Origin of the sequence: Streptomyces sp. NPDC085524 (assembly GCF_044541755.1) — a bacterium.
Taxonomy (GTDB): domain Bacteria; phylum Actinomycetota; class Actinomycetes; order Streptomycetales; family Streptomycetaceae; genus Streptomyces.
The window spans coordinates 159,928-183,733 of record NZ_JBITTH010000002.1; the positions used below are offsets into that span (position 1 = coordinate 159,928).

The window sequence follows — 23,806 nt, forward strand, 5'->3', positions numbered from 1 at the left end:
CCGGCGAGCTGCTCCGCGGTCGCCAGGGCGAGCGTGCCGAGTTCCTGAGCCTTGTCCATGTCCGCATCATGCGTACGGTCAGCCGTCCGCTGCCGGCGCCCTGATGATGATTCCCGGCCGCTGCCCTGCGACTTGAGAAGGAGCGAGCCCGATGCGAAGGAGAGCAGTCGCCGGTCGGGGATTCGGTCGCAGGGCCGAGGCCGAGCCGATACCCCGCTGACCTGCCATGGCCCAGCGATGACGACCCTCTTGCAGTCGTCTACGAAACGCGGCCCACCCCGACAACAGCCGAGCTACCGGGGCCTTTGTACGGAGAACTCATTGCCGTCGGGGTCGAGCATCAGCACCCGGCCGCCGTCGCCCTCGCCCTCGCCCTCGCCGGTGTCGGTGCGCGTCGCGCCGAGCGAGATGAGGCGGTCGACCTCCGCGTCCCAGTCGGCATCGGCAGGGAGCGCCAGCTCGAAGTACAGCCGGTTCGTGCCCGTCTTCGGCGCCACCGGAGGACCACCCCACGTGATCTTCGTACCGCCGTGCGGCGATTGGATCGCAGTCTCCTGGTCCTGGTCCCAGACCAGCGGCCACCGCAGCGCCTCGCTCCAGAAGTAACCGACCTCCTGCGTACCGTCGCAGGCCAGTGCTCCGATGAAGCCGGTGTCGGCGAGGAACTTGTTGCCCGCCTCGATGACGCAGAACTCGTTGCCGTCCGGATCGGCGAGCACCACATGTCCCTCTTCGGGGAGCTGGCCCACGTCGATGTGCTTCCCGCCGAATTCCAGCGCCCTGGCCACCGTCTGCTGCTGATCCTCCGGGGAGGTGCTCGTCAGGTCGAAGTGCGCCCGGTTCTGGCCGGTCTTCGGCTCCTGGCTCGGCAGGAAGCGGATGCGGAACCCGGCGGCGTCAGGGGGCAGGATCGCTGCGTCGTCCGGACCGTCGGCCAACTCCCAGCCCAGGACCCCGGACCAGAACCGCGCCAGACCCGACGGCCGGGTCGCATTGAAGCAGATCGCGAACAGTTGACTGGTCATACCTCGTGCATCTCCGATCCACTGACGGCCGATACGACGCCTCGGCCTCCCCGCCCACGCAGCCTAGGGTGGCCGTTCAGCACCCGCATCCGAGTTTCCGTCGCGGGGGAGCCGGGTCCCGTACGAGCTGAAGAGCATGCGGAACCGCACCGTTGTCCACGGCACCCGCTGAGGCAGCCCCTCACGCCAGGGCGGAGTCAGTCCTTGCCGGCCGCTTGCCAGCTCATCCCCCAGCCGTAACGGAGGTCCACGGCCTGCTGGTTGAAAATGCCGGGCGGCGGCAGGATGTACTCGGCCTCCCGCCGCACGGTCAGCTCCCCGCCCACGTTCTCGATCAGTGCGATCGCAGCGACAGGCGAAGGAACGGTGCACTCGTCCAGATGCACCTCGATCGACGGCCCGGTGGGCGGATACAGCGTGGCGACCCCGTGCAGACCCGAGAAGCTGGACGCCCCGGCGTAGATGGACACGAACACGAGGATGCGCTTGATTTGGGACGCGTGATCAAGATTGATCATGAGGTTCTCGCCGGCCTCGCTCGCGCCGGTCCGGTCGTCCTGGTCCAACCGGATGTACGGCGGCTGATCGAACGAGCCGAACTGGTTGTTGATGGGGTGGACGATCCCTGTCGTTCCGTTCTGAAGCTCCCACAGGCAGGAGAGGTCGAGGTCGATGTCCTCCAGCCGGTTGGCGTCCCTTCCCTTGTTCATCCAACCTTGCGGCGGCGTGGCGGCGCTCCACGAAAGATTGACCCGCATGGCCCCTGAGATGGCGCCTTGCTTGGTCAGCGAAACCGTGGGTGCCGACTTCGTCAAGGTGATCTTCGACGGCGGGACGGGCTGGGCACGCGCGGGAGACGGGGCCTGCGGTGGAGGGACAAGTTGCACAGGCACGGAGGACGTCGGCGGAGGCGCTGCCCGCTGCGAGGGCGGAGGCGTGGCGGGCTCGTCGACGGTGATACCGAAGTCGGTGGCGAGACCGGCCAGACCGGAGGCGTATCCCTGGCCCACTGCCCGAAACTTCCATGCGCCGTTGCGCCGGTACAGCTCCCCGAGCACGAATGCCGTCTCCGATGTGGCGTCCGTGGCGTCGAACCGTGCCGTCTCGTCGCCGCTGTCCGCATCCAACACGCTTACGAACAAGCCGGATACCTGACCGAACGTGCGGTCCGTGGAAGCTGCGACCACCACGGTCCCGATGCCCTGTTCTACCGCGGACAGCGTCACGCCGATCGTCTCGAGCGTACCGGTGCCGACCTGGCGCCTGCCCTCGTGACGGACGGCGCCACTCGGATGGACGGGCTGGTTGTAGAACACGAAGTCCTCGTCCGACCGGACCTTCCCGGCCGGCGTCAGCAAGAGGGCCGAGACGTCCACATCGGGGGCTCCGGGGCCGCCTTGCCAACCCAGTTCCACCCGGACCCTGGTACTGGCCACCGGTACATTGGCGCCCTTTTGTAAGGCCATGGAGATCCTCTTCCCCCCGCTTCCGTCACTTCCGCTCCTGCAGCGTACGAGTACTGGCCCTCTCAGGGTGAGGTGTCCCACGGATCGCCGCAGGTTGTGGGCATCGGCTCGAGGTGGTCGATGACGGCTGCCACGGGACGCCCGGGTCGGCCTTCGCCCCGACCCGTGGCAGTGACCCCTCCCGGCATGAGCTCGTGAGCGTCACAAGCGACGGAGACGGTGGCTTCCCACAGCTGATGGGGTTGGAGGCCGGCCACGGGGGTCGCTGGACGGATCGTTCGACTACACGTGCGGCAGCTCCCCGCCGCTGAAGTGAGAGGCCCCGAGGCCAACGGTCCGGGGCCGGCGGCTTGTGTCGCCCTCCGCCGGTCGGGCCGGTACCTGCCCCGTGCGTCACACCGCATCAGGCTGCGGGCCGGCCGTTGAAGAGGTACTCCTCGAAGGGCATCGAGTCCCATTCGGTATGTGCGCCGTCGCGCGTCACCATGAACAACGGACGCGATCGGAGGACCTGCCCGACCGGTTGCCCGCGCAGCAGGACCCCGGGATCATCCGGTCCTGCGTAGCCGTCGGGTGTGTAGCGGAACTGCACGTCCATGGCCTCGGCATACGCGATGGTGTCGCTCTCCAGCTCCGACAGGTCCCTCCCGACCAGCGGGATTCCTTCGTACGGAACCTGGGGACCGTGCACGGCGTCGACAGCAATGCAGAACAGCCCCGCGACGTGGCTCACATAGGCCGTGACAGCAAGCTGCGAAGAGGCCTCCCCGCGACGGTGGACTTCGATCTTCCAAGTCGGCGAGAAGATCGCGTGATCCCGCGGGGCCTCGCTGACCTTCGTTCGGCCGAGTGTCCGAGCTGCTTCCACCACCTCGTCGACGGTCATCCCGAACCGGAGCGGTCCGACACCGACAGCCGGCGAATAGGACCACTCGCCCGGGTCGGTAACTCCGCTCTTGAACACCACAGTTACTCCTCCAGAGACATCTGAGACTTGCCGCTGACCATCATGCCGATCGCCGATCAGAATGCCGGGTCGCCGCTTGCAGGGAGCGCGATGGGCTGTTGGTCGTGGCCAAGCAGTCCAGACGACCTCAGCAGCTTCAACTCCGTGGGCTCGCCCCGAATCCCCGGAGCACGCCCCGTGCCAGAAGGTCCACGGGCCGGTGTACGCACGGGTTCGCATCCAGCCATGGGCATGCCATAGCGATCCCGGGGCGGAACCATGGCGCCCCACGCCACTGTGGTCGCAGTACGACGAGCCCGCTGTCGGGTACCGCCAACGCGTCGCGTGACGGTCCGGCCGCTCACCACCTCAGGAGATCGCATGCGTAAGTCGAAGATCGAACTGGGCACCACAGCCCGCGCCGTCACGGTCCTGGCCGCCGCGGCCGTCCTCTCCGCGGCCGTGACCACATCGGCCACGGCCGCGGCTGCGGCACCAGACATGGGTGAACTGAAGAACCTGTACACCGGGGCCTGCATCGACGACAGCGGCGCGGGACTGCGTGGTTTCGGGTGCAACGGCCTGAGCTTTCAGATGTGGCGGAACTACGGTTCGGGCAACGGCAACGCGGTACTGAGGAACGCCAACACCGGACGCTGTCTCGATGACAGCGGTGCCGGACTGCGGGCCATCCCCTGCAACGGCATGAACTACCAGAACTGGCGGGTCACCCTGGACACCGCGAAGTGGGCCTATACGTTCCGGAACGAGAACACGGGGTTGTGCATCGACGACAGTCCCGTGGGGCTGCGCTCTTTCCCCTGCAACGGCCTCAACTACCAGAAGTTCAAGTACCAGGGGCACTGAGTGTCGCCCCCGGGGGAAGCCATCGGGGGCACACGCTGCGGCTCGGACCGGGGCGACGAAACCTGAAGTGATCGTGGTCAACGGGGGTGGGCACTGCGGGTGCGTGCGAGGGCGCGATTCGCGGCGCGGCCATGGGCCGGACGGGTTCTCGACCGCGGCTACGACGCCCTCGGGATGCAACGCCAAGGTCCCGCGGTCGTAGCGACGGGCGACCGCACCGAACGGCTGCGGTCCCTGCGGGTGCCCACTCCGGTGGTGCACGGAGCCTGCGACGCCGTGTGCGATGTCAGCGGCGGCCGGGCCACGGCAGCCGCCATCCCGGGTGCCGAACTGGGCGTCCTGGAGGCGATGGGGCACAGCCTTCCGCAGGAGCTGTGGCCCGACCTCGCCACCCGCATCGCCACACTCGTCCATCGCGTCGAGGGCTACTGACCGGCCGACCGGAGCACTCGCCCACGACCAGCGAGCCCGCGCCGACGGCGACACCCCGGCCTCGGAGGACCAGGGCCGGCGGCGAGGCCGTCGGGCGTCCTGCGCGGTCTGCCCAGCCCGAACCACGGGATGCGGAACTTCTCCAACACTGGCTTGAACTCTGTGCAGTTCGCCTGCTGTCCCGGTGTGGCGCGGCGGTGGCCTCGTGTGGGCGTGAGGGGTCACTCCCCATCGAGGCACAAGTGGCTGCGGGCTCGCTGCGGGGTCGGTCGGCTGCGTGGACAGCGGGCCGTTTCGAGACCGTGTTTCCATGGATGCCCAGACAAAATTCGCAGGCCTGCGGAGACGGCAAGGACGTACCCTGCCCGTCATGATCGACTGGAAGAGCGTCGAGGCCGCTGACTGCGCCGTGCCCGCTGACCGGCCCATGGACGACCTCGTTCGCGAGCTGTCCCTCGCCCTGGCGGATCCCGATCCACTGGTCCGGGACGGCGCGCCCCACACCGTCCTCGCGACCTGGATCGCCCGCGGGACGATCGGTACGTCCCGGCGGCTGGAGCTGGGGGACGAGATGGCTACCCGGTTCACCGACGCGCGGGTCGAGGCCCGCACCTTCGCACCCCTCGTGCTCGACATGCTGGTGGCCGCGGGGGACTTCAAGCCGGGCTGGGTGGAGGCGTTCGAGCACTGGTACCCGGCGGAGCAGGATCTGCGTGGCCATGACGAGACGCTCGGCTGGCTTCACGCGGTGGCGCATGGTGCGGACCTGCTTGCCAGCTTCGGTCGCCACCCCGAGGTGGCGCCGACGCGGATGCTGGACCTCGCCTCCGCCCGGCTGACGGCGCCCACCGAACACGTCTACGACCAGCTGGAGGACGACCGCCTGGCCCGGGCGATCGCCCGGGTCCTCACCCGCACCGATCTGAGCGAACGAGAAGCCGTCGGCTGGCTGGGCCCGATCTCCGAGCGCTTCGGTGCCGACCGCATCAGCACCCCGGTACCCGCCCACATCAGCAACTGCCTGCGCACCCTGCGCCTGCTCTACATCCTGGCGGACCGGGGCGTGCGACCCGTCAGCGAACTGCCCGCGGAGCCCGTGCACCACCGCGAAGCCGTCAAGTCCGGCATCGCCACGGTTCTCGACCGGATCGTCAGACGCTGACCGCCGGCCGGGTGGCGTGGCCTGGCCTGGCTGGTTGCGGTGGTCACCGCACGCTCCATGCGCTGATCGCGGCGAGCGGGATTCGAAAGGACTGGCCCAGTGCGGTCGGGAGGCTGCTCGAGCCGGAGATGAGCTGGCAGCCGTGGAGGTGGAGGAAGGCCGGTGGGTACGCGGGCATCTCCGTGGCCTCGCGGGAGAAGTCCTCGGCGAATCGCTCGTCGGGGAGGCCCGTGTCGCCGAGCCGTTCGCAGAGCTCTGTTGCCCAACGCCGGTGCGCCGCGATGCGGCCGGTGATCACCACGCCCTGCGTCACGACCGTGATGCGAGGGCCCTCGCCTTCCATCTCCGTCCGGTTGATCAGGTCGATGAGCAAGTCGTCTCGTGTGGTCATGCCGAAACTATAATGATCATGGAGGCGGTAGATGGGCGGCCTTTTGGCGCCCGCAGGGAGAGCCGGCGGTCCGGAGAGTCGGTTCGAGGCGGAGCTGAACGGCCGGACGCGGGTGATTCGTGGGGTGGCCCGCCGACAAGGTCGGCGGGCCACCCCACGTTTGACCCCCGACCGTGCCCCACGGCCGGGTCTGGCCTCATCCGGCGTCAGGGCGGCTCAACCGCTCCCGGCACTCGGCCGTGGGGGCTACGGTGGCGATAGGACGCCTTGGAGGAGGAAAGCGTGAGCGCGCAGCCTGAGCAAGCCCCTGCCCCGCCATCGGCCCCGGCCCCCGCTGCGGCCGCCCAACTCCTCGCCCGCCTGCGGGAGGACCGCCGTGCCGAGGTGTGGGTGCCGGCGTTCGAGCGGGACTGGGACAAGGCCCTGGAAGACGCCCGCCACACCTACAGCCTCACCCCGCTCCACGACGTTGTTCGCACCTGGCAGCAGCGCCTCGCCGCGGCCCCGGCCGTGGACGCCTACCTGGACTCCGGCCGCGACGAGACCGGCTTCGTGGACTTGAACGACGTCCTGGGCGTGCGCCGTTGACCGACCAGCCCTGAGCGGTGCGTCCGTCCCCACAGTCCGCGCCCCCGCGGACGCGGCGCGGACATCCTCGCCTTCCGGGTCTCCCGCGCGGGCCCGGGCAGGTCGGTGAGCACCTTGGGCAGCTGTCCGTCGTCTACGTGATCAACCGCCTCGCCCGGCACCTGTCCGTTCTGGACGTCATCTGGATCGTGCCGTCCGGGACAGCCCGTGGCCACCCGGGAGCGGCCCTTTGAACTGGGTCTTCCGCCGAGCTCTGCGCCACGGCCTGACCTGCGTGGATGCGGCAGGACCATCACCCGATCGGTGGGCCGGTCGGAAAAGGCCCTCGGCGGGTCCTTCCACGGCGCGACCCTGGAACTCCACCGCGACCGGTGCGCGAGGCCGTCCTGATGCCGGATGCGAGTGCGGAGGCGGATGCGGGTGGGGCCCGGGACCGGAGGAGACTGGTGGCATGGTGGTCCGATCCCGGCCGCCTGCTGGAGTTGATCGACAGGCAGGGGACGAGAGCCCCTGCGGAGGGTGAGAGTTGTGTCGCGTCGTTTTGACTGTTCGAACGAGTCGGAATGGGCCGAGGGGCTTCCGGAGGCCGCGGCGGCGGTACGCCGTGGCGAGCTGGTGGTGCTGCCGACCGACACGGTGTACGGGATCGGTGCGGACGCCTTCGCGCCACTGGCCGTCGCCGGCCTCCTGGACGCGAAAGGACGCGGCCGGGCCATGCCCTCACCCGTGCTGGTCGGCTCCCCGCAGGCCCTGGACGACCTGGTCGACGACCTGCCTCACGCCGCGCAGGAGCTGATGGACGCGTTCTGGCCGGGCGGCCTGACTCTGGTCGTCCGTCACAGGCCGGAGCTGGGATGGGACCTGGGCGAGACCAACGGCACGGTCGCGGTGCGCATGCCCGACCACCCGGTGGCCCTCGCCCTGCTCACCGAGACCGGGCCGCTGGCCGTCTCCAGCGCCAACCTGACGGGCAAGCCCTCGCCGCAGGACTGTGATGCCGCCCAGGGCATGCTCGGGGAGACGGTGGCGGTCTACCTGGATGCCGGACCGACGACGGCGGACGTGCCCTCGTCGATCGTGGACCTCACCGGACCGGCCCCCCGCTTGCTGCGGGCCGGCGCGATCAGCGCCGAACGACTGCGGGCCGTCGTACCCGACCTCCGAGAAAGCTGAGCCGACCGGGCAGGCCGGGGTTCCGGCCGGGCCTGCCCGGGGCAGTCACTTCGCGGTGGCGGCCGGGACGTCCAGGCCGCGGGCGGTGACCAGCTGGGCGGTGCCGTCCGCCAGGCGGTAGGCCAGGCCCACGACGGCGGCCTCGCCCGCCGCGACGCGATCGGCGAGCAGTCGGGAGCGATCCAGCAGCAGATCGACGGTGTGCCGTATGTGCTCGGCGATGAAGTCCCCGTCCTCGGTGTGGCCGGCCGCCCGGGCGGCCAGCACGCTCGGCGTCACACGCTCGATCACGTCCCGTACGAAGCCTCCCGCGGTGGCCCCGTCCTCCACGGCGGCGCGCGTGGCCGCGACCGCGCCGCAGGCGTCGTGGCCGAGGACGACGACGAGCGGGCAGCCCAGGACGCTGACGCCGTACTCGATGCTGCCGAGCACCTCGGTACCCACGACGTGGCCCGCCGTCCGTACCACGAAAAGGTCGCCCAGCCCGCGGTCGAAGATGATCTCGGCCGCGAGGCGGGAGTCGGAGCATCCGAACAGGACGGCGAACGGTGTCTGCGCCGGGGCGATCTCGGTGCGGCGGGCGGCGTCCTGGTTCGGGTGCTCGGGCGCACCCGCAACGAAGCGTTCGTTGCCGGCCAGGAGCGTGGTGAGCGTCTCCTGGACACTCATTCGGTCGTCGGTCATGGCCGCAGACTACGCGTCGGCAGTGGGGTCGGCCGTTTCAGGGGGCTGCCAGCACCTCCGGCCCGGCGAGCGGGTCGCGAGGCACGGCCGGGGAACACGGCAGCGCCTCCTGCTCGAGCCGCTCGGGGCGGGCGTTCCCTCGACCGGGTGGGTGAGGTGCCGTCACCCTCGGGCCGGTCCCTCGTTCGGGTGGTACGGCGGACACTGCCGAGGAGATCGCCGTCCCGTGGCGCGCGGGGCCCTTCCTGCTGCCGAGGCCCGGCGCATCGCACGGAGCCCGTGCCGCGGCGGCGGAGCTGCCGCCGTTCACGGAGCCTCTCAGTCGACGGGTATCGGTGCCGTACGGCGCCCTGGCAGGCAGCATGCTGGCGCTGCGTGGCCTTCGTCGGGTGCCCGCCATGGGCAAGACTGCTCGCGTGCGCGGAGATCGACGTGAGTCCGGGGTGTTCGTGGGGCGTGGCCGTGAGCTGGCCGTCCTGCGCACCGCGCTGGCAGCCAGCCATGCGGTCACGGTGGTCGGACCAGGCGGTGTGGGCAAGAGCCGCACCGCCCGCCACCTGCTGGAACAGGCCGACCCCGGCCGCGCGGTCGTGTGGGCGGAGCTGTCGCAGCTGCCGGACGCCTCCGGGCTGGCCGACGCCGTCGCGGCCGCGTGCGGTCTTGCCGATCACACCGCACGCGAGCCGACGGAGGCCTTGAGCGCCTGGCTGGCCCAGCGCAGCCTGCTGCTCGTCCTCGACTCCTGCGAGCACCTGATTCCCGAGGTACGGGCCCTGGCCGCCGGCCTGCTGACCGCCTCGCCGGGGCTGTCCGTACTGGCCACGAGCCGCGAGCCCCTGGGCCTCCCCGGTGAACGCGTCGTCGAGCTGCCGCCGCTCGGGCCCGACGAAGCCCTGGAGCTGTTCCTCAGCCGTGCCGCAGCGGCCGCATCGTGGCTGCCGCGGAGCTGGCCGCCCTCACTCCTCCCGGTGGCGCGGGACATCTGCCGAACCCTCCAGGGCATCCCCCTGACCCTGGAGCTCGCCGCCGCGCAGTTGACCCGCCATGCACCCCAGGAGCTGGCGGCCCGTCTCCGCCGGCACATCGACCCCCTCGCCTCGGAGACCCCCCGCGAGCCCCGTCGGCACCAGAGCCTGCGCACCGCGATCGGCTGGAGCCACGAACTGTGCGAGTCGGCCGAGCGGCTCCTGTGGGCGCGGCTGTCGGTCTTCGCCGGGCCGTTCGACGAGTCCGACGCGCGTGCGGTCTGTTCCGACGAAGCGCTGTCGGCAGCAAGGGTTCCGGCAGTGCTGGACGCACTGGTGGCCAAGTCGGTCGTGCAGAGGGAAGGTGGGGAGCACATCGTGCTCGACACCGTCCGGGAGTACGGAGGCATGTGGCTTGACCGGCTCGGGCAGCACGACGTCATCCGCCGACGCCATGCCGCCCACTTCCACCACCTGGCCCGACAGGCCGATCAGGGATGGCTCTCATCCGCCCAGGACAGCTGGTACCAGCGGCTCCGGGCCCGGCACCGGGATCTCTGCGCGGCCCTGGACTTCTTCCTCCGTACCCAGCCGTCCCAGGCGCTGGACATGGCCGCCCGGGTGGCGTTCTTCTGGGGCTGCTGCGGGCGCCTGCACGAAGCGCAGGCCTACCTCCAGCGTGCCCTGAACAGCCCCAGGCCGGACGACACCGACATCGCACGGCCCCGCTGGGCGCTGGGGGTGGTGCTCCTCCTGCGCGGCGAACACGGGCACGCCCACCGGATCGCCCTCGCCTGCCAGGCAACCGCGACAGCTCGCGGGGACGGGGACGGGGACGGACATGACGAGCGGGACAGGCGACTGGACGCCGCATACCTGCTGGGAATCAGCCACCTCATGGCAGGCCGGCCGCTCGCCGCGCGCATCGTCACCGACAACGCCCTCGACGGTCTGCCGGGCACGCCCTTCGACTCCGCCGCCACACTCCGCTGCCACCTCGCCCGGACCTTCGCCCTCACCGCGACAGGGCTCCGAGAGGAAGCCCGTGCTGCGGCCGAGGAGCTGCGCGAGGGCTGCGCTGCACTCGGCGAGCACTGGACGCGTTCCTACGCCGACTACCAGCTCTCCCTCATCTCCTTGATCGAGGACCGGCCCGCCTCCGCGGCCCGGCACGCCCGGTCCATGCTCGGCGCGAAACACCGCCTCGGCGACAGCTTCGGCACCGCCCTCGGCCTGGACCTCCTCGCCGCCGCGCACGCGGCCGACGGCGACCCCGTACGGGCAGCCCGTACGTCAGGGGCGTGCCAGACGCTCTGGCAAGCCGTCGGCCATCCCCAGCGCGGCACGCCGGAACTCGCACCCCTGAGGGCCGAGTGCGAGCGCAGCGCCCGGGCCCGGCTCGGCGACGAGGCGTACGAGGCTGCGTACCGGGAGGGCATGCGCGGCGGCTGGGCCTGACCCTGAACACGGGGCGCCACATCGCACGGCGCACTGCCTCAGGCCGGCAGTGCGCCGTGCCGTCCACCGTTCGCCGCTCCGAGCGGGCGGACGTAGCGTCGTAGGAGGGGCCGTTCCATGAGTTCGCCGACATCTGACGGACAGAGGCCGGCTGTCGGCGCCGTTCGGAGGCGGCCACCGGCCCGGCCGCGCAGGACCTCGGAGCGCCGCAGTCCGCATCAAGAATGGCCGGGACTTCTTGCTCCCCCCTTGGCCGATCGCTCACTCGCGGGCGGATCGCCGGGATCCGTGCGGCCGAAGAGCGCCGGCACCCCTCAGCAGTTTTGGAGGATCCCTGATGGAAGGATTCAGCTCCAAGGGCAGGCGACGCGCCGTGCCGGTGTCCGGGGCGGTCGCGCCGGACGGCACCGCGAACGCTGCTGCCGAAGGCGACGTGGTCCGGAGTGCAGGGGGGACGGCGGTGGCTCCCCATCCGCCGGTGTACCGATCGGTGAGCGGCTACGGCAACAACCTCGAACACCCCGGGCGCGGAGCCGCCGGCTCGGTCTTCCTGCGCCGCGCCCCCACCGGGTACGACGACGGCGTGAGCGCGCCGGCCGGCGCCGGCAGGCCGAGCGCCCGGGTCGTCAGCAACCTCGTCTGCCGACAGGACACCGACACCCTCAACGCCCAGCGCCTGACGGACCTGACCTGGATGTGGGGGCAGTTCCTCAACCATGACGTCAACCTCATCGGGGCCGCGGATCCGCTGGAGACGCTGGGCATCCCCGTCCCCGCCGACGACACCGCGTTCCCGCCCGGCAGCCAGATCCCGCTCACGCGCTCGGCGTACGACCCGTCCACCGGCACCGGCCGGCACAACCCACGGCAGCAAATCGACAGCGCCAACTCGTTCATCGACGGAAGCCAGGTGTACGGGCCGGACGAAGGCCGGGCCGCGGCTGTGCGCGCCATCCAGAACCTCGGTCCGGTCGCCGTCTACACCAGCGCGCTGAAGACCGGCGACGGCGTGGACGGGCCGGCTCTGCCGCTCAACACGGCAGGACTGTTCAACCAGACGGTCGGGCCGGCCGCCGGATTCTTCCTGGCCGGTGACGAGCGGGCCAATACCGGTTACGGCCTGATGAGCATTCACACCCTGTTCGTCCGGGAACACAACCGGCTGGCCGCGCTGATCTCCGCCGAACGGCCCACGGCCACCGCCGAGCAGGTCTACCAGCACGCCCGCAAGTGGGTCGGCGCGCTGATCGGTTCCATCACCTTCCAGGAGTTCGTCCCGGCGATCCTGGGCCCGAACGCCATCGCCCCGTACGCCGGTTACGACCCGCACGTGGACCCCACGATGGGCGCCGAGTTCGCCACGTTCGGCTTCCGGTTCGGCCACTCGATGCTCTCGCCCAACCTGCTCATCGTGGACGACGACGACCACGTGCTGCAGACCGTGCCGCACGCCCAGGCGCTGCTGAACATCGGGATCGTGAAGCAGTACGGCATAGGCCCGGTGTTCAAGGGATTCGCGTCCCAGATCATGCAGGAGGTCGACGTCTCGGTGATCGAGGCGATGCGCAGCATCCGGTTGACCGGCGCGCCGCCGCTGGACCTGGTTGCCGTGGACGTCCAGCGCGCCCGCGATCACGGGGTCCCGGACTACAACCGGTGCCGTGAGGCGTACGGACTGCCCCCACGCCGCACGTTCGCCGAAGTCACACCGGACCCGGCGGTACAGGTGAAGCTGAGCGCAGCGTACGGCGACATCTGCCGGGTCGACCCGCTGATCGGCGGTCTGGCCGAGCCTCATGTTCCGGGCACGGCTTTCGGCCCGCTCATCACCGCGGTCATCACCGAGCAGCTCACCCGCACCCGTGCCGGCGACCGTTTCTGGTTCGAGAACGATCCCGCCTTCACTCCTGCCGAGGTCGCCGCGATCAAACGCACGAAGATGTCGGACGTGATCAAGCGGAACACGCAGATCTCGAACATTCAGGACGACGTCTTCCACCTGCCGACCTGAGGCGTCGTCCGCCGCCCGGGCCCTTCACGGCCCGGGTCCGGCACGTCTGCGACTGCGGTGGATGCTCAGGCGGGCAGGGGGTCAGCCAACTGAGCCGTTTGTTCATCGAACGCGCGGGTAACAGGGCGGAACCCGCCCGCATTTGATAGATGTGGGTCGGTTGTCGTATCTGCAGGGCCTGGAGGGGGAGTGGTGATGGGGTTGCTGCCCACAACGCTGCGCCAGTGCCGGGTGTGCGAGGCGGACGAGGACAGCGGTGAGGCGCGCACGGTGGTGATCGTCGAAGGCGGCCTTTCGGTGACGTGGCATTTGCTGGCCTGTCCGCACTACCGGGCGGATCGGGTACTCGCCGGTCGCGAAGGCTGAGCTGTCCTGCACCAGCCCGGCCCGGGGGACCCGAGACGGCAGCGCCGTCCTGGTCACCCGCTCGGCCCGCCACTCTCGCCCGCTCCGCCACCGCCTCGCCCCGCCGCCGGGCAGGGCGCTGGTACGGCGGCCTGTGCTGTGGTCGGGTTCACCACCGGATGCGCGTGGCACTTCTGAGGAACGTTCTCCGTGGCTTCCCGGCGTCCGGGGCCAGGGGGCCGTGCCAGTCCAGGCACAGGACGGTGGCGTCGTCTTTCGGCGGCCGGCCTCGGTAGGCGTCGGTGACCGCGCCGACCAGGGTGCGCACGACCTCGCGCGGGTGCTCGGTGGTGGTCTCGCGCAGCAGAGCGGGCAGGTCCACCACTGCGGCGTCGCGTTCCTGCATGCCGTCGGTGTGGAGCAGGAGGCGGTCTCCGGGGCGCAGGCCGAGGTCCTGGACCTGATAGGCGCCCTGTGAGGGGATTCCGAAGGGCAGGTTCACGGCGAGTTGCAGCTCGGTGACCGTGCCGTCACGCAGGAGGTACGGCCAGGGGTGGCCGGCGTTGACGAGCTGGGCGCTGGTTCCGTCCAGGGCGATGCGCAGGAGTTGGCCGGTGGCGATGCTGCGGTGGCCGTGGTCGAGGAGGGCCCGGTGAACCTGCCGGGCCTGCTCGGTGAGGTCCTCGCCGGCGCGGCGGGCGCCGCGGGAGGCGTTGACCAGGAGGGTGGCCATGAGTGAGGCGTTGACGTCGTGGCCCATGGCGTCGGTGATCGACAGGTGCAGGGTGTGCGTGTCGAGGCTGTAGTCGTAGGTGTCACCGGCGATGTCGGAGGCCGGGACCAGGGCGCCGGCCAGGGTGAACTCGGGGGCTTCGCAGCAGGAGGCGGAGGGCAGGAGCTGGCGCTGGATCTCGGCGGAGAGGCTGACCGGGGTGGTGCGGTTGCCCCAGTGGTAGAAGTCGGTGAAGCGCCGGTCGGTGACGATGATGTACGCCAGCGCGTGTGCGGTCTCTTGGACCTGGGCGCGTACGTCTTCCGTGACCTGGGTGAGGAACAGCTCCAGGACGCCGACGGTGTCGCCGCGGTTGGTGACGGGGGCGAGCAGCCGGTAGCCGTCCGCGCCCTCTGCGGCCACCACGAGTTCCTGGCCGCGCAGAACGTCGTCGTAGATGCTGCTGCCCGCGAGAGGGACTTGTCCGGCGGGCTGCTCAGCCGTCTCGGCGGCCGTGTCGTGGACTCGCAGCAGGCGCCGCCCGACGATGTCGACGAACAGGAACGACACGTACGTGGCGTCGAACCGGTCGCGCAGATTGCGCGCCACGACGTCGAGAGAACGCACGGGCGCGGCACTCTCGGCTGCTTCCAGTACGTTGCCCAGCCCGATCCGATCACTCGCCGCAGGCTCCCGGAACACAGGCTCAATCAGCACCCCTGCCGGGGGCCAGGCGCGGACGGTCAGCGCCTGCTGCACCCCGCTGACGCGCAGCAGGCGGGCCACCGGCCGACTGAGGGCCGTCAGCACGAGAGACTTCCCGGCCTCCAGGGCCAGCCGGTGGAGATCGAGCAGGATGTGCAGACCGGTGGTGTCGCAGAAGGTGACGGCGGACAGGTCCACATCCATCCCGTCCGGGCTGGACTCCAGAGCCGAGACGAGGTCCCCGCGCAGCCCGTCGGCATCGTCCATGTCGATCTCGCCGCTCACGCGGGCCAGGACGCGCTGCGGTCCGGGTTCGAAGACCACGGAGACGACGGAAGGCTGCACGGCACCGCCGGCGTACTCAGTAACGGGCAGACGGTCGGGAAGAGAGGTCATGGCCTGCTCCCTTCACACCCCGAAACCTCGGGAAGAAGGCCTGGCAGGGACGGCGGTGGTGGGCGCCGCGCCCGCACCGGTGCGCGGGTCAGGCGCGCGTGTCGCGCTCACGGAAGCCACCGTCCTTGGATGAGGGGCCGGTCGCTCCGGCCCGGGGGTCGAGGTCGACCAGCAGGTGCAGGAGGTTCGCGATCTCGTGGTGTCCCTCGGCCGGATGGCGAAACAGGGTCCCGGGCGTGACCTCGTAGTGATTGCGGCGGCCGTGGCGTACCCGAGTGAGGTACCCCGCGCTCTCCAGGTCGCGGACTATGGCGCCCGCTGCCCGCTCCGTGACCTCGCAGCTCGCGGCCAGATCACGCAACCGGACCTCCGGATCGCGCAGGATCATGGCGAGGATCCGGGCGTGGTTCGTGACGAACGTCCAGCGGGTACGAGGCTCCACCGACTCCATGCCCGAAATTATACGATTTGCGATTCCGGTTTCGCCAGACCTGAACCCGAAATCCTGCGACGCACTGCCGAGGCGCCGGGTCTCCGGCGAGGAGGCAGCCGGCGACGGTGGCCATGCACTGCCGGGTCCGAGCCGGGCCGGGGTGTGCCCGGCGGCCAGGCGGCGTACACCGCGTCGTCGAGGACGTCCTCGCGCCGCGACGGGCGGCGGGCAAGCGGGCAATGCTGCGTACCTCTCCGGGTGCGAGGGCAGGTGGCCAGATCTGTGCCGTGTGCGGTTCGGACACCCGGGTAAGCGCGCGCCATGACCGTAGAGAAGACTCCCGTACTCGCCCTGGACTGCGCCGAGCCCGAGACGCTCGCACGGTTCTACGCCGCCCTGCTCGACGCGGAGGTGCGTCCCGGACGTACGCCGGACGAGCTGGAGGTGCTCGCTCCGTCCGGCAGCAGGCTCATCTGCCGCCGCGACGCGGGATTCGCACCGCCGAGCTGGCCCAGGCCGGAGGACGCGCTCCAGGCCCACCTGCGCATCCAGGTGGCAGCGGACGACCTGGACCGGGCCGAGCGCGAGGCGGTGTCCCTGGGAGCGCGTCCGGTCGACGCGCGTGCCGAGGACGGGCCGCGCCCGGTACGCCGGCTCAGCGACCCGGCGGGCCACTCCTTCGTCCTGGCCGCCGCTCCACCCACCGCGGTGCCCGAGCCCGCAGGACGTCCGTCCTGAACGTGTCGGCGGAGGCGGTCGCGCAGAAGGTGCGCCGGGGCTGCTGGGGCGACGACCTCACCGGTTCGGGACAGGAGCTCCGAGGGAAGCGGGCCGCCTGGGTGCCCTCAGGGCAGGTCGCGGACGTGGGTGCCAGGTGGCAGGAGGAGCCCTTCAGGCGCAGTTCGAAGCCCGAAGTGCGGCGGATGGGTGAACGTCGCGGCACGCGACAGATCGACGGTGCCCCCGGTGAAGCGGGCCGGCGGGACAGTGACGTGGAGGCACTCCAAACGACGCTCACCGAAGCCCACGACGGAACCGGTGAACGCGGAGCCGGCGAAGTCGACGACGCCGTCGGAGAACTCCGCGTCCTCGAAGCGGACCTCGCCCGCGCCGAAGGAGGCATCACGGAAGTTCACACGGGCGCCAGTGAAACGCGCGGAATCGAACGTGACCCAACCGCCGCTGAAGACGACCCTGTCGAAGCGGACGGAGCCGCTGCGGAACTCGGCGAGCCGGAAATGGACGCAGCCCCCGTCGGCGAATTCGACCTTGTCGAAGACCACCTGGTCGCGATCGTGGCCGACGAAGAGCGCCTTGATGAAGATGATGTCGCCGCCGGTGAAGCGGGCACCGCGGAAGTCCGCCTCGGAGGCATTGTCAAGATCTGTGGATTCGCCGACTCGGTGACTACTGGTGGTCGCGCCGGTGGGCCCAGGTCTCGCGTGTGATCGCGTATTCGACGTCGCCGTGCTCGGCCCCCTCGATGGGCTCGGGCCACTCCTCGAAGAACGTGCGTATCAAGGACAAGCCGGCCTTCTCCATGACCCGCCTCGACGCGGTGTTGACCGTCATCGTGGTGGCCACGATCCGGTCCGTCCCCAGCTCCGTGAAGGCGTGGTTCACCAGCGCCCGCGCGCCTTCGGTGGCATAGCCCAGGCCCCAGACGGACGGCAGCATCCGGTAGCCCAGCTCCGTTCCGCCGTTCAGGCCGACACTGGTCGCGGGCCGCAGCGAGAGCCACCCCAAGAACGCCCTGGATGACTTTTCTACCGCGGCGAAGCATCCCTGACCGCTCGGGAGTTCGTCGTACTCGCGGAGGATGTGCGGGAACTGCTGCTGCTCGACGACGGTCCTGGGCACGGGGCAGCCGTCATCGATGTGCCGCATGACATCGGGGTGGCCGTGCAAGGCGGTCAGGGCGTCGACGTCTGCCTCGGTGAAGCGGCGGAGCGTCATCCGCTCGGTTTCCAAGTAGGTGTCCACGCGGCGATTCGAGCAGCACACCAGGCGTGCGGCAACTGATTTCCGGTCGCCTCGCCCGCGCGACTGGGCGCCTCGCTCAGGCTGCGGTGGCTCCCGGCCGCTCGACCAGGATGCCGTTCTTGAACCGGGCGCCCGCTCGGACGGGGGGAACGAGGTGGGCTCCGGTGATCGCGCGCCAGCGGTTCGGGCGGACTCGACGAGCTTGAACACCATCGCCAGGGCCGCGGCCGGGCTGCCGGCGCCGCGGGTGACCCTGGTCCGCAGTTTGACCGTGGAGAACGTCGACTCGATCGGGTTGGTGGTCCGCAGGTGGATCCAGTGCTCGGCAGGGAAGTCGTAGAACGCCAGCAGCTCGAGATCAAGGAATGGCGTCCGAAGCGCTTTCCGCCCCGAGCGGCCGGTCCGTCCAACTGCCCCTGCGGGCCGTTCCCGGCGGCACTGCGGTGACCGCCAAGAGCGGGGGGCGACGGCAAGGGCGGTAAGCCGCGATGGCCGGGGTGCTCGAATTCGAGAGCCGGTGATCCCCACGACGCCGGTCCCGGCACCCTTCCGGGTGCCGGGACCGGCGTCGTCGTACGGGAGTGCGATCAGGCGGATCGGCCGCCGAAGGGCGCGCCGGTGCCGTAGTACGTGCCCAGCTCCTCCCGGTACCCGGAGTCGCCGAGGTGCTCGTCCCGGCGGAACTCGGGGGCGTTCTTGATCTGTTCCTTGGTGCGGTCGACGAAGATCTTCTGGTCCTCCGGGTCGATCCTGACGACGGTGCCGGCCGGCAGCAGGACCTCCTTGCCGAAGATCCATACGCCGGTGTCCACGACCACGTAGGCGTCACCGACCTCGTCGGAGTGCTTGTCGACCTTGCCGATGCTGCCGTCGGTCGCCTCGACCTTGTAACCGGTCAGATCGGTACCGGCCAGGTGGCCCGACGTCGACTTGTAACCCCACAGATGTTCAGTCACGCGAAAAACAACTCCTCCGGTCAATGGAGGGGCGGTGGAAGAATGGATTCTTCACCGATCCTCCTGTTCCGTACATCGTGCTCGGCAGTTGTGCAGCGTTCCGTCTGGACTTCAGTTGCCCGGCTACCACGGCATCACGCATGGCTACCAGCGGTACCAGCGGCCACTGCCGTCCTTGGGCCGGGCGACGAAACCGACCAGCCACAGGATCAGGACTGCGACAGCCACCCACCAGAGAATCTTCACCGCGAAACCCACGCCGAAGAGGAGAAGGACCAGTAGGAGAACAAGAAGCAGGGGAACCATGGTTATCAACCTCCGAAGCGCCGTGTGCCCCACCGCTCCCAGGGCATGCATTCGATCCCTCCTGGTTTCTTGTCCTGATGCCTGGGCAGATGTGCCTGCATTCAGCCTCGAAGTCCGCGGTCCCGGTCGGCTGGTGGAACCCGTAGAGATCGACGGCTGCGGCCGACCCGCGCAGGGCCGTGGAACTCCTTCTGGTCCACGGCCCTGCCGGGCGGGGATCGCCGCCCGGCGGTTCAGCCCTGGGCGGTGATACGGGCAAGGCGCTGGGCCTCGTCCCGGGTGGAGCGCGCGATCGCGTCCTCGTCGGCGGTCAGCAGCCGCCCGTTCTCGACGATCTGCCGCCCGTTGACGAAGGACGCGGTGACCGGGGCCGCCGCGCCGAAGACGAGTGCGGTGACCGGGTCGGCGATGGAAGCGTGGGCGAGGGTGTCGAGCCTCCACAGCACCAGGTCGGCGAGCTTGCCCGGCTCCAGGGAGCCGACGCTGTCGGCGCGGCCGAGGACCTGCGCGCCGCCGTAGGTGGCGAGGCGCAGGGCCTGGCGCGCGCCGAGTGCGGCCTCGCGGTGGGCGCCGAGGCGATTGATGAGCAGTGCGTTGCGCAACTCGGTGTGGAGTTCGCCCGACTCGTTGGAGGCGGTGCCGTCGACGCCGAGGCCGACCGGCACGCCCGCCTTGAGCATGTCGGGGACGCGGGCGATGCCGGCGGCGAGGCGCGCGTTGGAGGAGGGGCAGTGCGCCACTCCCGTCCTGCTGCGGGCGAAGGCCTCGATGTCGGAGTCGTTCATGTGGACGCAGTGCGCCATCCACACGTCCTCGCCGAGCCAGCCCGTCGATTCGAAGTAGTCCGTGGGGCCCATGCCGAACAGCTCGTGGCAGAACTTCTCCTCCTCCATGGTCTCCGAACCGTGGGTGTGCATCCGCACTCCGAGGCGGCGGGCGAGTTCGGCTCCCTGACCGAGCAGTTCGGTGGAGACGGAGAAGGGGGAGCAGGGGGCGACCGCGATCTGGGTCATCGCGTCGAAGGACGCGTCGTGGTGCCTCCTGACGGTCTCCTCGGTGGCGGCGAGGGCACCGTCCAGCGTCTCGACCGCGAAGTCGGGCGGCAGGCCGCCGTCCTTCTCGCTGCGGTCCATGGAGCCGCGGGCGAGGGTGAAGCGGACGCCCATGTCGCGGGCGGCACCGATGATGGCGCCGGACAGGTCGCCGGAGCCCTGCGGGAAGACGTAGTGGTGGTCCATGGCGGTGGTCACTCCGCCGCGGGCCAGCATCGCGAGGGATCCTTGCGCCGCCGCGTGCACCATTGCCTCGTCGATGCGCGCCCAGGTGGGGTACAGGGCGACGAGCCAGTCGAAGAGGTTGTGGTCGGTCGCGAGGCCGCGGGTGATCCACTGGTAGAAGTGGTGGTGAGTGTTGATCAGGCCCGGGGTGGCGAGGTGCCCCGTGGCGTCGATGCGCCGTACCACGTCCGTGAGGCCTTCGGGGGCTTTGCCCAGGCCGACCGACTCGATCCTGTTGCCCGCGATGACGAGGTGGCCCGAGGCGTACTCGGTGTTCCGGGCGTCGACGGTCGCGATCGCGCAGTTCTCGATCACGGTGCGCTGAGCTGATGCTGCTGATGTCATGGCGGTGTGTCCTTACTTCTTCGGATGTGCGGATATGGCGGGACGGAGTGCCGTCGTGGGGGCGGCGCCGGAGCGGGACGCCGGCTGGTCAGCGACTCACGAAACGGCCATGTCGTCCGGAAGCCGGCCGGCGCCTGGGCGAGGAGTCGCGCCCGCTGCTCGTGCCGGAGGCAGGGCGGGGAGGGTTGTCGTTGGGCCCCACCAGCTGCCAGAAGTGCTCCGGCAGGCTGCCGAGCCACTGGACGCGTGCGTCGGCGATCTCCCGCAGCCTCGCCTGGGGACTGCCGGCCATGACGTGGCCCATGTAGAGCTCGGTGCTCTGCGTGTACTCCTGGCGCAGCAATCGCAGGACCTGCTCCACCCGCCGGTCGTCGAGCCCGGCGAGCTCTGCGAGCGGCATGACCTGGTTCTTCCAGCGCTCCTCGACGGCCTGTGCCAGCAGTCGGATGAGTTCCGCGATCTGGCCGATGGCCTCCCGCAGGTGTTCGGGAGTCATGGCCAACGCTCGCGCCAGGGCTCGGGTCCGGCGTTCGTCGCCCTTCCGGCGGTGTTCGGTGCCCGCCCCGGCGTACGCGTGGAGTTCCCTGCCGATGCGGTGGGCCAGCCGTTCGCAGGTCGGCCGCCTCGCCGGGCGGCGGCCGCGATGGGTCCCAGGACGTACGGACATCAGTACGGGGGTCGGACACCACAGTACGTCGGCGAGGGCGAAGAGCTCGGTCTCCGAGGGCGCTCTCGTGCCCTGCTCCCAAGCCTTCACGCGGTGTGGTCGTAGAGGGACTCCCAACCTGGCCATTTCGGCCGCGACTCGTTCACGGCTCAGCCCCATCCGCAGGCGCGCTGCGCGGGCTTCGACGGGAGAGAAGGGGAGTGTGGACACGTGCGGGTCACCTCGGTGGGGCTTCGCGGAGCCGTTGGGGCTCGGGGAGTGACGGTCTGGTCGACTCCGTTTGGCGGAAGGCGGTGTTCCACGCCACTCCTCGGCCTCCGTGAGGCCGTCCGGTCGCCGTCTGCGCGCCCGCTGTCTGCGCGCCGCGCAATCAACGTGCTTGCGGCCGCGCTGCTGAGGCGAGGAGCCGCTCTGAGAGAGCGGACCGACCGCGCCCCTTCGCGACGTGCTGGAGCGCCAAGGTGTCGCCGCCACCCGCCGGAGCTGCGGGAACAGGTCCGGCCGGTAGGGGGTTCCACGATGCCCGATCCGGGCGGCGTCGTCCCCGTGTGCGGCGCAGCCCCACTCGTGGGGGCAGGTGACGGCGAAGTGACGGGTCGCGACGTGTCGGGACGTCGAAGGTTCCGGAAACGCTCTCCGGCTGTGCATGCTCGGCCTTCCACTCACCTGTCGGTGGCTTCGGGCCCGGGAGCGCTCACCGGGCTGCGAGAGGAGCGCGGTGGCGTTGGGACGACCCTGGCAGGCGACGGTTGCGTCGCCCACCTGACGGAGCCTGAGAGGACAGGCCCCGCCCCATGATTTCCACGATTCGAAAGTGTGGTTCCGTGCGTGGCGCAACCAAACGTAGAAAGTGCCGCCTGGTTCGTCAATAGTCTCCGGCTGGATCGGCGTAACTGTGGCAGCTTCCGCAGGTTCCCATGGTTTTGCCCGTTATATGGGCTTTATCTGCCCGGGGTGACGTGAAGGGCCGTGTGCAGGAGGTTGTCTCACGGTGCGCAGCTGATGCCACAGATGCAGGTCGATGTGCGCGAGGAAGTCCGCTGCCTGGGCCTCGGCCGCGGCGGCGGCCCGGGGTGATGCGCTGACGTCCCCTTCGAGTTGGTGGTAGGTCAGGTGAAGCTGCTCCAGCGCAGGGTCCTCAGCTGCCGGGATGCCCCCACCAGGTCGACGGGGGAGCACCACAGCGCGGCGGCCAGTGCTCTGACCTCGCTGTCGGCGGGTACGGAGCCGTGCCGGACTCCCAGGCTTCCAGGAGTGCGGGAGGAAAGGTCCTGCCCCGATAGGCGGTGATGGCGTGGGCGGCCTGGCCGACGGGCCGCTCTTGCGCGGGCCGGCTCGAACGGAGGCAGCGCGCACGGATCCTCTGCGTAGGACCGAGCGGCACACCCTAGGGACGGGCCGGGAATTCGCCAAGGCGCCGGATCTCCCGCCCCTCACGGCCAACCCGTTCGGACGCGGCGCAGTACCCTGTTGCACGGCCGACGGTCCAGTCCGTGACGGCACGCCTTTGACGTGCACGTTCTCCGTTGCTCCGGCCGGCCCGAACATCCGGTGCGCCCACGCACCCGGTCGACGAGAACCTCCCCGCCCGCGCCCTGGTGCCCGCCGCACTCCAGCACGTCGCCGGTCTGGCCACCATCGCCCAGACCCTCGGCCCGTTCGGCATCGGTGCCCGGCTGCCCCTGACCAACGGCGGCTCCTTCGCCGTGGTCGCCCCGGTGCTGGCCGCCTCCGCATCCGCCACCGGACGACGGGCCGACGCCCTGCCCGACATCTTCGGCGCGACCTTGGTCGCGGGAGCCGTCTGTTTCGCGCCGGCTCCTGCCTTCTGTCGACCGGTCAGGTTCTTCCCGCCCGTCGTCAGCGGCTCCGTCATCACCCTCGGCGGGCTTTCGCTCCTGTCGGCGGCCGGCACCTGGGCCTGCGGCGGCAGCACCGAAGCAGTCGGCTACGGCTCGCTCTCCAACCTGGCCCTCTCCGCAGCCACCGCCTTCGGCCCCGTCCCCGCCGTCGCCTCCGACTTCTACGAACGCCTCCCGGCCCCCGCCGCCACCGTTCCGGGTTCGGGCATCACGGCCGGCTGCCTGGTCGCCGTACTGCTGAACTACCTCCTCAACCACCTGGGCCACCCGGGCCCGGTACCCCGTTCGCGGAGTGGCCCTCCGACGAGCCGAGCTCCGCCGACTTCCCCGGTACGGGCCGTGCGGACCGACGGTCCACCGGCAGGCCCGTCCCCGGCAGCGATCCGGCCCCGCGCGCCCCCGCACCCGCGTACGAACCATCCGGACACGCGCCCCCGGCCTCCGAGGCCACACCCTCCTCCGAAGCCATCGGCTTCCCCGGGCCGCTGCACCCACTGCACTCCCGGCTCAGGTGAAGAGCCCTGGCGCACGGGGGACGTTGCGGCAGGGCTCTTCAGCGGTGCGCGTCGGCGTGTGCTGGTTCGGAGGCCGGCGCGCCCCTCCGGGGGTGCTCACGCTACGCCCGGGATGGCCTGAACAACACCCCTGAGC

General features: G+C 70.4%; 23 protein-coding genes and 2 pseudogenes. 11 read left to right on the forward strand and 14 right to left on the reverse strand.

What is annotated here, in order from left to right; all coding sequences use genetic code 11:
- Positions 1–293 precede the first annotated feature (293 nt).
- The 3 genes from ACIGFK_RS03545 to ACIGFK_RS03555 all read right to left on the reverse strand — a co-directional run bounded on the left by ACIGFK_RS03545 (position 294) and on the right by ACIGFK_RS03555 (position 3,458).
- Positions 294–1,025, reverse strand: coding sequence for a VOC family protein (locus ACIGFK_RS03545; protein ID WP_400050361.1), 732 nt, complete (start codon positions 1,023–1,025; stop codon positions 294–296).
- A gap of 197 nt (positions 1,026–1,222) precedes the next feature.
- Complete coding sequence (locus ACIGFK_RS03550) at positions 1,223–2,491, reverse strand: TerD family protein (RefSeq protein WP_400050363.1); 1,269 nt, start codon at positions 2,489–2,491, stop codon at positions 1,223–1,225.
- A gap of 403 nt (positions 2,492–2,894) precedes the next feature.
- Positions 2,895–3,458 (reverse strand): hypothetical protein, encoded by a 564-nt coding sequence (locus ACIGFK_RS03555; protein ID WP_400050364.1) that lies wholly within the window; start codon positions 3,456–3,458, stop codon positions 2,895–2,897.
- Between the two features lie 360 nt (positions 3,459–3,818).
- Between ACIGFK_RS03555 and ACIGFK_RS03560 the strand changes: the two genes are divergently transcribed.
- The 3 genes from ACIGFK_RS03560 (at position 3,819) to ACIGFK_RS03570 (ending at position 5,898) form a co-directional block, all read left to right on the forward strand.
- Positions 3,819–4,304, forward strand: a complete 486-nt coding sequence (locus tag ACIGFK_RS03560; protein ID WP_376659887.1) for a ricin-type beta-trefoil lectin domain protein — start codon at positions 3,819–3,821, stop codon at positions 4,302–4,304.
- Between the two features lie 174 nt (positions 4,305–4,478).
- On the forward strand, positions 4,479–4,736 hold the full coding sequence (locus ACIGFK_RS03565) for an alpha/beta fold hydrolase (protein WP_386468204.1): 258 nt from the start codon (positions 4,479–4,481) through the stop codon (positions 4,734–4,736).
- 370 nt (positions 4,737–5,106) lie between these two features.
- Entirely contained in the window at positions 5,107–5,898 is a 792-nt protein-coding gene (locus ACIGFK_RS03570; RefSeq protein ID WP_376659889.1) for a DUF2785 domain-containing protein, read from the forward strand.
- A gap of 43 nt (positions 5,899–5,941) precedes the next feature.
- Here the strand turns inward: ACIGFK_RS03570 and ACIGFK_RS03575 are convergent, their stop codons facing one another.
- The gene (locus tag ACIGFK_RS03575) at positions 5,942–6,289 is read right to left on the reverse strand and encodes a hypothetical protein (protein WP_386468206.1); all 348 of its coding nucleotides are present in this window, start codon (positions 6,287–6,289) and stop codon (positions 5,942–5,944) included.
- A 282-nt stretch (positions 6,290–6,571) separates the two neighbouring features.
- On the opposite strand from ACIGFK_RS03575, the gene ACIGFK_RS03580 reads away from it, so the two are divergent.
- Both ACIGFK_RS03580 and ACIGFK_RS03585 read left to right on the forward strand, forming a co-directional pair.
- On the forward strand, positions 6,572–6,877 hold the full coding sequence (locus tag ACIGFK_RS03580) for a DUF6247 family protein (protein WP_376661356.1): 306 nt from the start codon (positions 6,572–6,574) through the stop codon (positions 6,875–6,877).
- 528 nt (positions 6,878–7,405) lie between these two features.
- Positions 7,406–8,050 (forward strand): L-threonylcarbamoyladenylate synthase, encoded by a 645-nt coding sequence (locus ACIGFK_RS03585; RefSeq protein WP_400050366.1) that lies wholly within the window; start codon positions 7,406–7,408, stop codon positions 8,048–8,050.
- A gap of 45 nt (positions 8,051–8,095) precedes the next feature.
- Here ACIGFK_RS03585 and ACIGFK_RS03590 read toward each other — a convergent pair whose 3' ends face one another.
- Entirely contained in the window at positions 8,096–8,734 is a 639-nt protein-coding gene (locus ACIGFK_RS03590) for a carbonic anhydrase (RefSeq protein ID WP_376661354.1), read from the reverse strand.
- Positions 8,735–9,150: 416 nt separating this feature from the next.
- Here ACIGFK_RS03590 and ACIGFK_RS03595 point away from each other — a divergent pair, with 416 nt between their 5' ends.
- The 3 genes from ACIGFK_RS03595 (at position 9,151) to ACIGFK_RS03605 (ending at position 13,534) form a co-directional block, all read left to right on the forward strand.
- On the forward strand, positions 9,151–11,157 hold the full coding sequence (locus tag ACIGFK_RS03595) for an ATP-binding protein (RefSeq protein ID WP_400050368.1): 2,007 nt from the start codon (positions 9,151–9,153) through the stop codon (positions 11,155–11,157).
- Between the two features lie 337 nt (positions 11,158–11,494).
- Positions 11,495–13,168 carry a peroxidase family protein gene (locus ACIGFK_RS03600; RefSeq protein WP_386463527.1) on the forward strand — a complete coding sequence of 558 codons (1,674 nt, stop codon included), beginning with the start codon at positions 11,495–11,497 and terminating at the stop codon, positions 13,166–13,168.
- 195 nt (positions 13,169–13,363) lie between these two features.
- Positions 13,364–13,534 carry a hypothetical protein gene (locus tag ACIGFK_RS03605; RefSeq protein WP_400050370.1) on the forward strand — a complete coding sequence of 57 codons (171 nt, stop codon included), beginning with the start codon at positions 13,364–13,366 and terminating at the stop codon, positions 13,532–13,534.
- Between the two features lie 148 nt (positions 13,535–13,682).
- Here the strand turns inward: ACIGFK_RS03605 and ACIGFK_RS03610 are convergent, their stop codons facing one another.
- The 3 genes and pseudogenes from ACIGFK_RS03610 to ACIGFK_RS03620 all read right to left on the reverse strand — a co-directional run bounded on the left by ACIGFK_RS03610 (position 13,683) and on the right by ACIGFK_RS03620 (position 15,777).
- On the reverse strand, positions 13,683–14,897 hold the full coding sequence (locus ACIGFK_RS03610; protein ID WP_400050584.1) for a PP2C family protein-serine/threonine phosphatase: 1,215 nt from the start codon (positions 14,895–14,897) through the stop codon (positions 13,683–13,685).
- Between the two features lie 81 nt (positions 14,898–14,978).
- A pseudogene (locus ACIGFK_RS03615) lies at positions 14,979–15,326 on the reverse strand (STAS domain-containing protein); the annotation flags it as partial.
- A gap of 88 nt (positions 15,327–15,414) precedes the next feature.
- The gene (locus tag ACIGFK_RS03620) at positions 15,415–15,777 is read right to left on the reverse strand and encodes a helix-turn-helix transcriptional regulator (RefSeq protein ID WP_400050372.1); all 363 of its coding nucleotides are present in this window, start codon (positions 15,775–15,777) and stop codon (positions 15,415–15,417) included.
- A 303-nt stretch (positions 15,778–16,080) separates the two neighbouring features.
- Here ACIGFK_RS03620 and ACIGFK_RS03625 point away from each other — a divergent pair, with 303 nt between their 5' ends.
- Together ACIGFK_RS03625 and ACIGFK_RS03630 are read left to right on the forward strand one after the other, a co-directional pair.
- Entirely contained in the window at positions 16,081–16,497 is a 417-nt protein-coding gene (locus tag ACIGFK_RS03625) for a VOC family protein (RefSeq protein ID WP_376661347.1), read from the forward strand.
- Between the two features lie 185 nt (positions 16,498–16,682).
- Complete coding sequence (locus tag ACIGFK_RS03630) at positions 16,683–17,207, forward strand: hypothetical protein (RefSeq protein WP_400050373.1); 525 nt, start codon at positions 16,683–16,685, stop codon at positions 17,205–17,207.
- Here the strand turns inward: ACIGFK_RS03630 and ACIGFK_RS03635 are convergent.
- The 6 genes and pseudogenes from ACIGFK_RS03635 to ACIGFK_RS03660 all read right to left on the reverse strand — a co-directional run bounded on the left by ACIGFK_RS03635 (position 17,167) and on the right by ACIGFK_RS03660 (position 21,383).
- Entirely contained in the window at positions 17,167–17,742 is a 576-nt protein-coding gene (locus ACIGFK_RS03635; RefSeq protein WP_400050375.1) for a GNAT family N-acetyltransferase, read from the reverse strand. The two genes, ACIGFK_RS03630 and ACIGFK_RS03635, sit on opposite strands and share 41 nt — an antisense overlap.
- Before the next feature lie 76 nt (positions 17,743–17,818).
- A pseudogene (locus ACIGFK_RS03640) lies at positions 17,819–18,093 on the reverse strand (transposase); the annotation flags it as partial.
- 236 nt (positions 18,094–18,329) lie between these two features.
- Complete coding sequence (locus ACIGFK_RS03645; RefSeq protein ID WP_376657044.1) at positions 18,330–18,698, reverse strand: PRC-barrel domain-containing protein; 369 nt, start codon at positions 18,696–18,698, stop codon at positions 18,330–18,332.
- A 144-nt stretch (positions 18,699–18,842) separates the two neighbouring features.
- Positions 18,843–19,004 carry a hydrophobic protein gene (locus ACIGFK_RS03650; protein ID WP_400050376.1) on the reverse strand — a complete coding sequence of 54 codons (162 nt, stop codon included), beginning with the start codon at positions 19,002–19,004 and terminating at the stop codon, positions 18,843–18,845.
- A gap of 233 nt (positions 19,005–19,237) precedes the next feature.
- A complete protein-coding gene (locus ACIGFK_RS03655) occupies positions 19,238–20,626 on the reverse strand; it encodes an 8-oxoguanine deaminase (RefSeq protein WP_376657042.1) in 1,389 nt (462 codons plus the stop codon).
- 88 nt (positions 20,627–20,714) lie between these two features.
- Entirely contained in the window at positions 20,715–21,383 is a 669-nt protein-coding gene (locus ACIGFK_RS03660) for a transcriptional regulator (protein ID WP_376657041.1), read from the reverse strand.
- Between the two features lie 1,436 nt (positions 21,384–22,819).
- Here ACIGFK_RS03660 and ACIGFK_RS03665 point away from each other — a divergent pair.
- A complete protein-coding gene (locus tag ACIGFK_RS03665; protein WP_400050378.1) occupies positions 22,820–23,791 on the forward strand; it encodes a solute carrier family 23 protein in 972 nt (323 codons plus the stop codon).
- The last annotated feature ends 15 nt before the right edge of the window (positions 23,792–23,806 follow it).

Bases quoted from the DNA above. Each gene is read 5' to 3' on its own strand.
- ACIGFK_RS03545 (WP_400050361.1), bottom strand. From the start codon at position 1,025: ATGACCAGTCAACTGTTCGCGATCTGCTTCAATGCGACCCGGCCGTCG.
- ACIGFK_RS03550 (WP_400050363.1), bottom strand. From the start codon at position 2,491: ATGGCCTTACAAAAGGGCGCCAATGTACCGGTGGCCAGTACCAGGGTC.
- ACIGFK_RS03560 (WP_376659887.1), top strand. From the start codon at position 3,819: ATGCGTAAGTCGAAGATCGAACTGGGCACCACAGCCCGCGCCGTCACG.
- ACIGFK_RS03565 (WP_386468204.1), top strand. From the start codon at position 4,479: ATGCAACGCCAAGGTCCCGCGGTCGTAGCGACGGGCGACCGCACCGAA.
- ACIGFK_RS03570 (WP_376659889.1), top strand. From the start codon at position 5,107: ATGATCGACTGGAAGAGCGTCGAGGCCGCTGACTGCGCCGTGCCCGCT.
- ACIGFK_RS03575 (WP_386468206.1), bottom strand. From the start codon at position 6,289: ATGACCACACGAGACGACTTGCTCATCGACCTGATCAACCGGACGGAG.
- ACIGFK_RS03590 (WP_376661354.1), bottom strand. From the start codon at position 8,734: ATGACCGACGACCGAATGAGTGTCCAGGAGACGCTCACCACGCTCCTG.
- ACIGFK_RS03600 (WP_386463527.1), top strand. From the start codon at position 11,495: ATGGAAGGATTCAGCTCCAAGGGCAGGCGACGCGCCGTGCCGGTGTCC.
- ACIGFK_RS03605 (WP_400050370.1), top strand. From the start codon at position 13,364: ATGGGGTTGCTGCCCACAACGCTGCGCCAGTGCCGGGTGTGCGAGGCG.
- ACIGFK_RS03620 (WP_400050372.1), bottom strand. From the start codon at position 15,777: ATGGAGTCGGTGGAGCCTCGTACCCGCTGGACGTTCGTCACGAACCAC.
- ACIGFK_RS03625 (WP_376661347.1), top strand. From the start codon at position 16,081: ATGACCGTAGAGAAGACTCCCGTACTCGCCCTGGACTGCGCCGAGCCC.
- ACIGFK_RS03630 (WP_400050373.1), top strand. From the start codon at position 16,683: ATGGGTGAACGTCGCGGCACGCGACAGATCGACGGTGCCCCCGGTGAA.
- ACIGFK_RS03650 (WP_400050376.1), bottom strand. From the start codon at position 19,004: ATGGTTCCCCTGCTTCTTGTTCTCCTACTGGTCCTTCTCCTCTTCGGC.
- ACIGFK_RS03655 (WP_376657042.1), bottom strand. From the start codon at position 20,626: ATGACATCAGCAGCATCAGCTCAGCGCACCGTGATCGAGAACTGCGCG.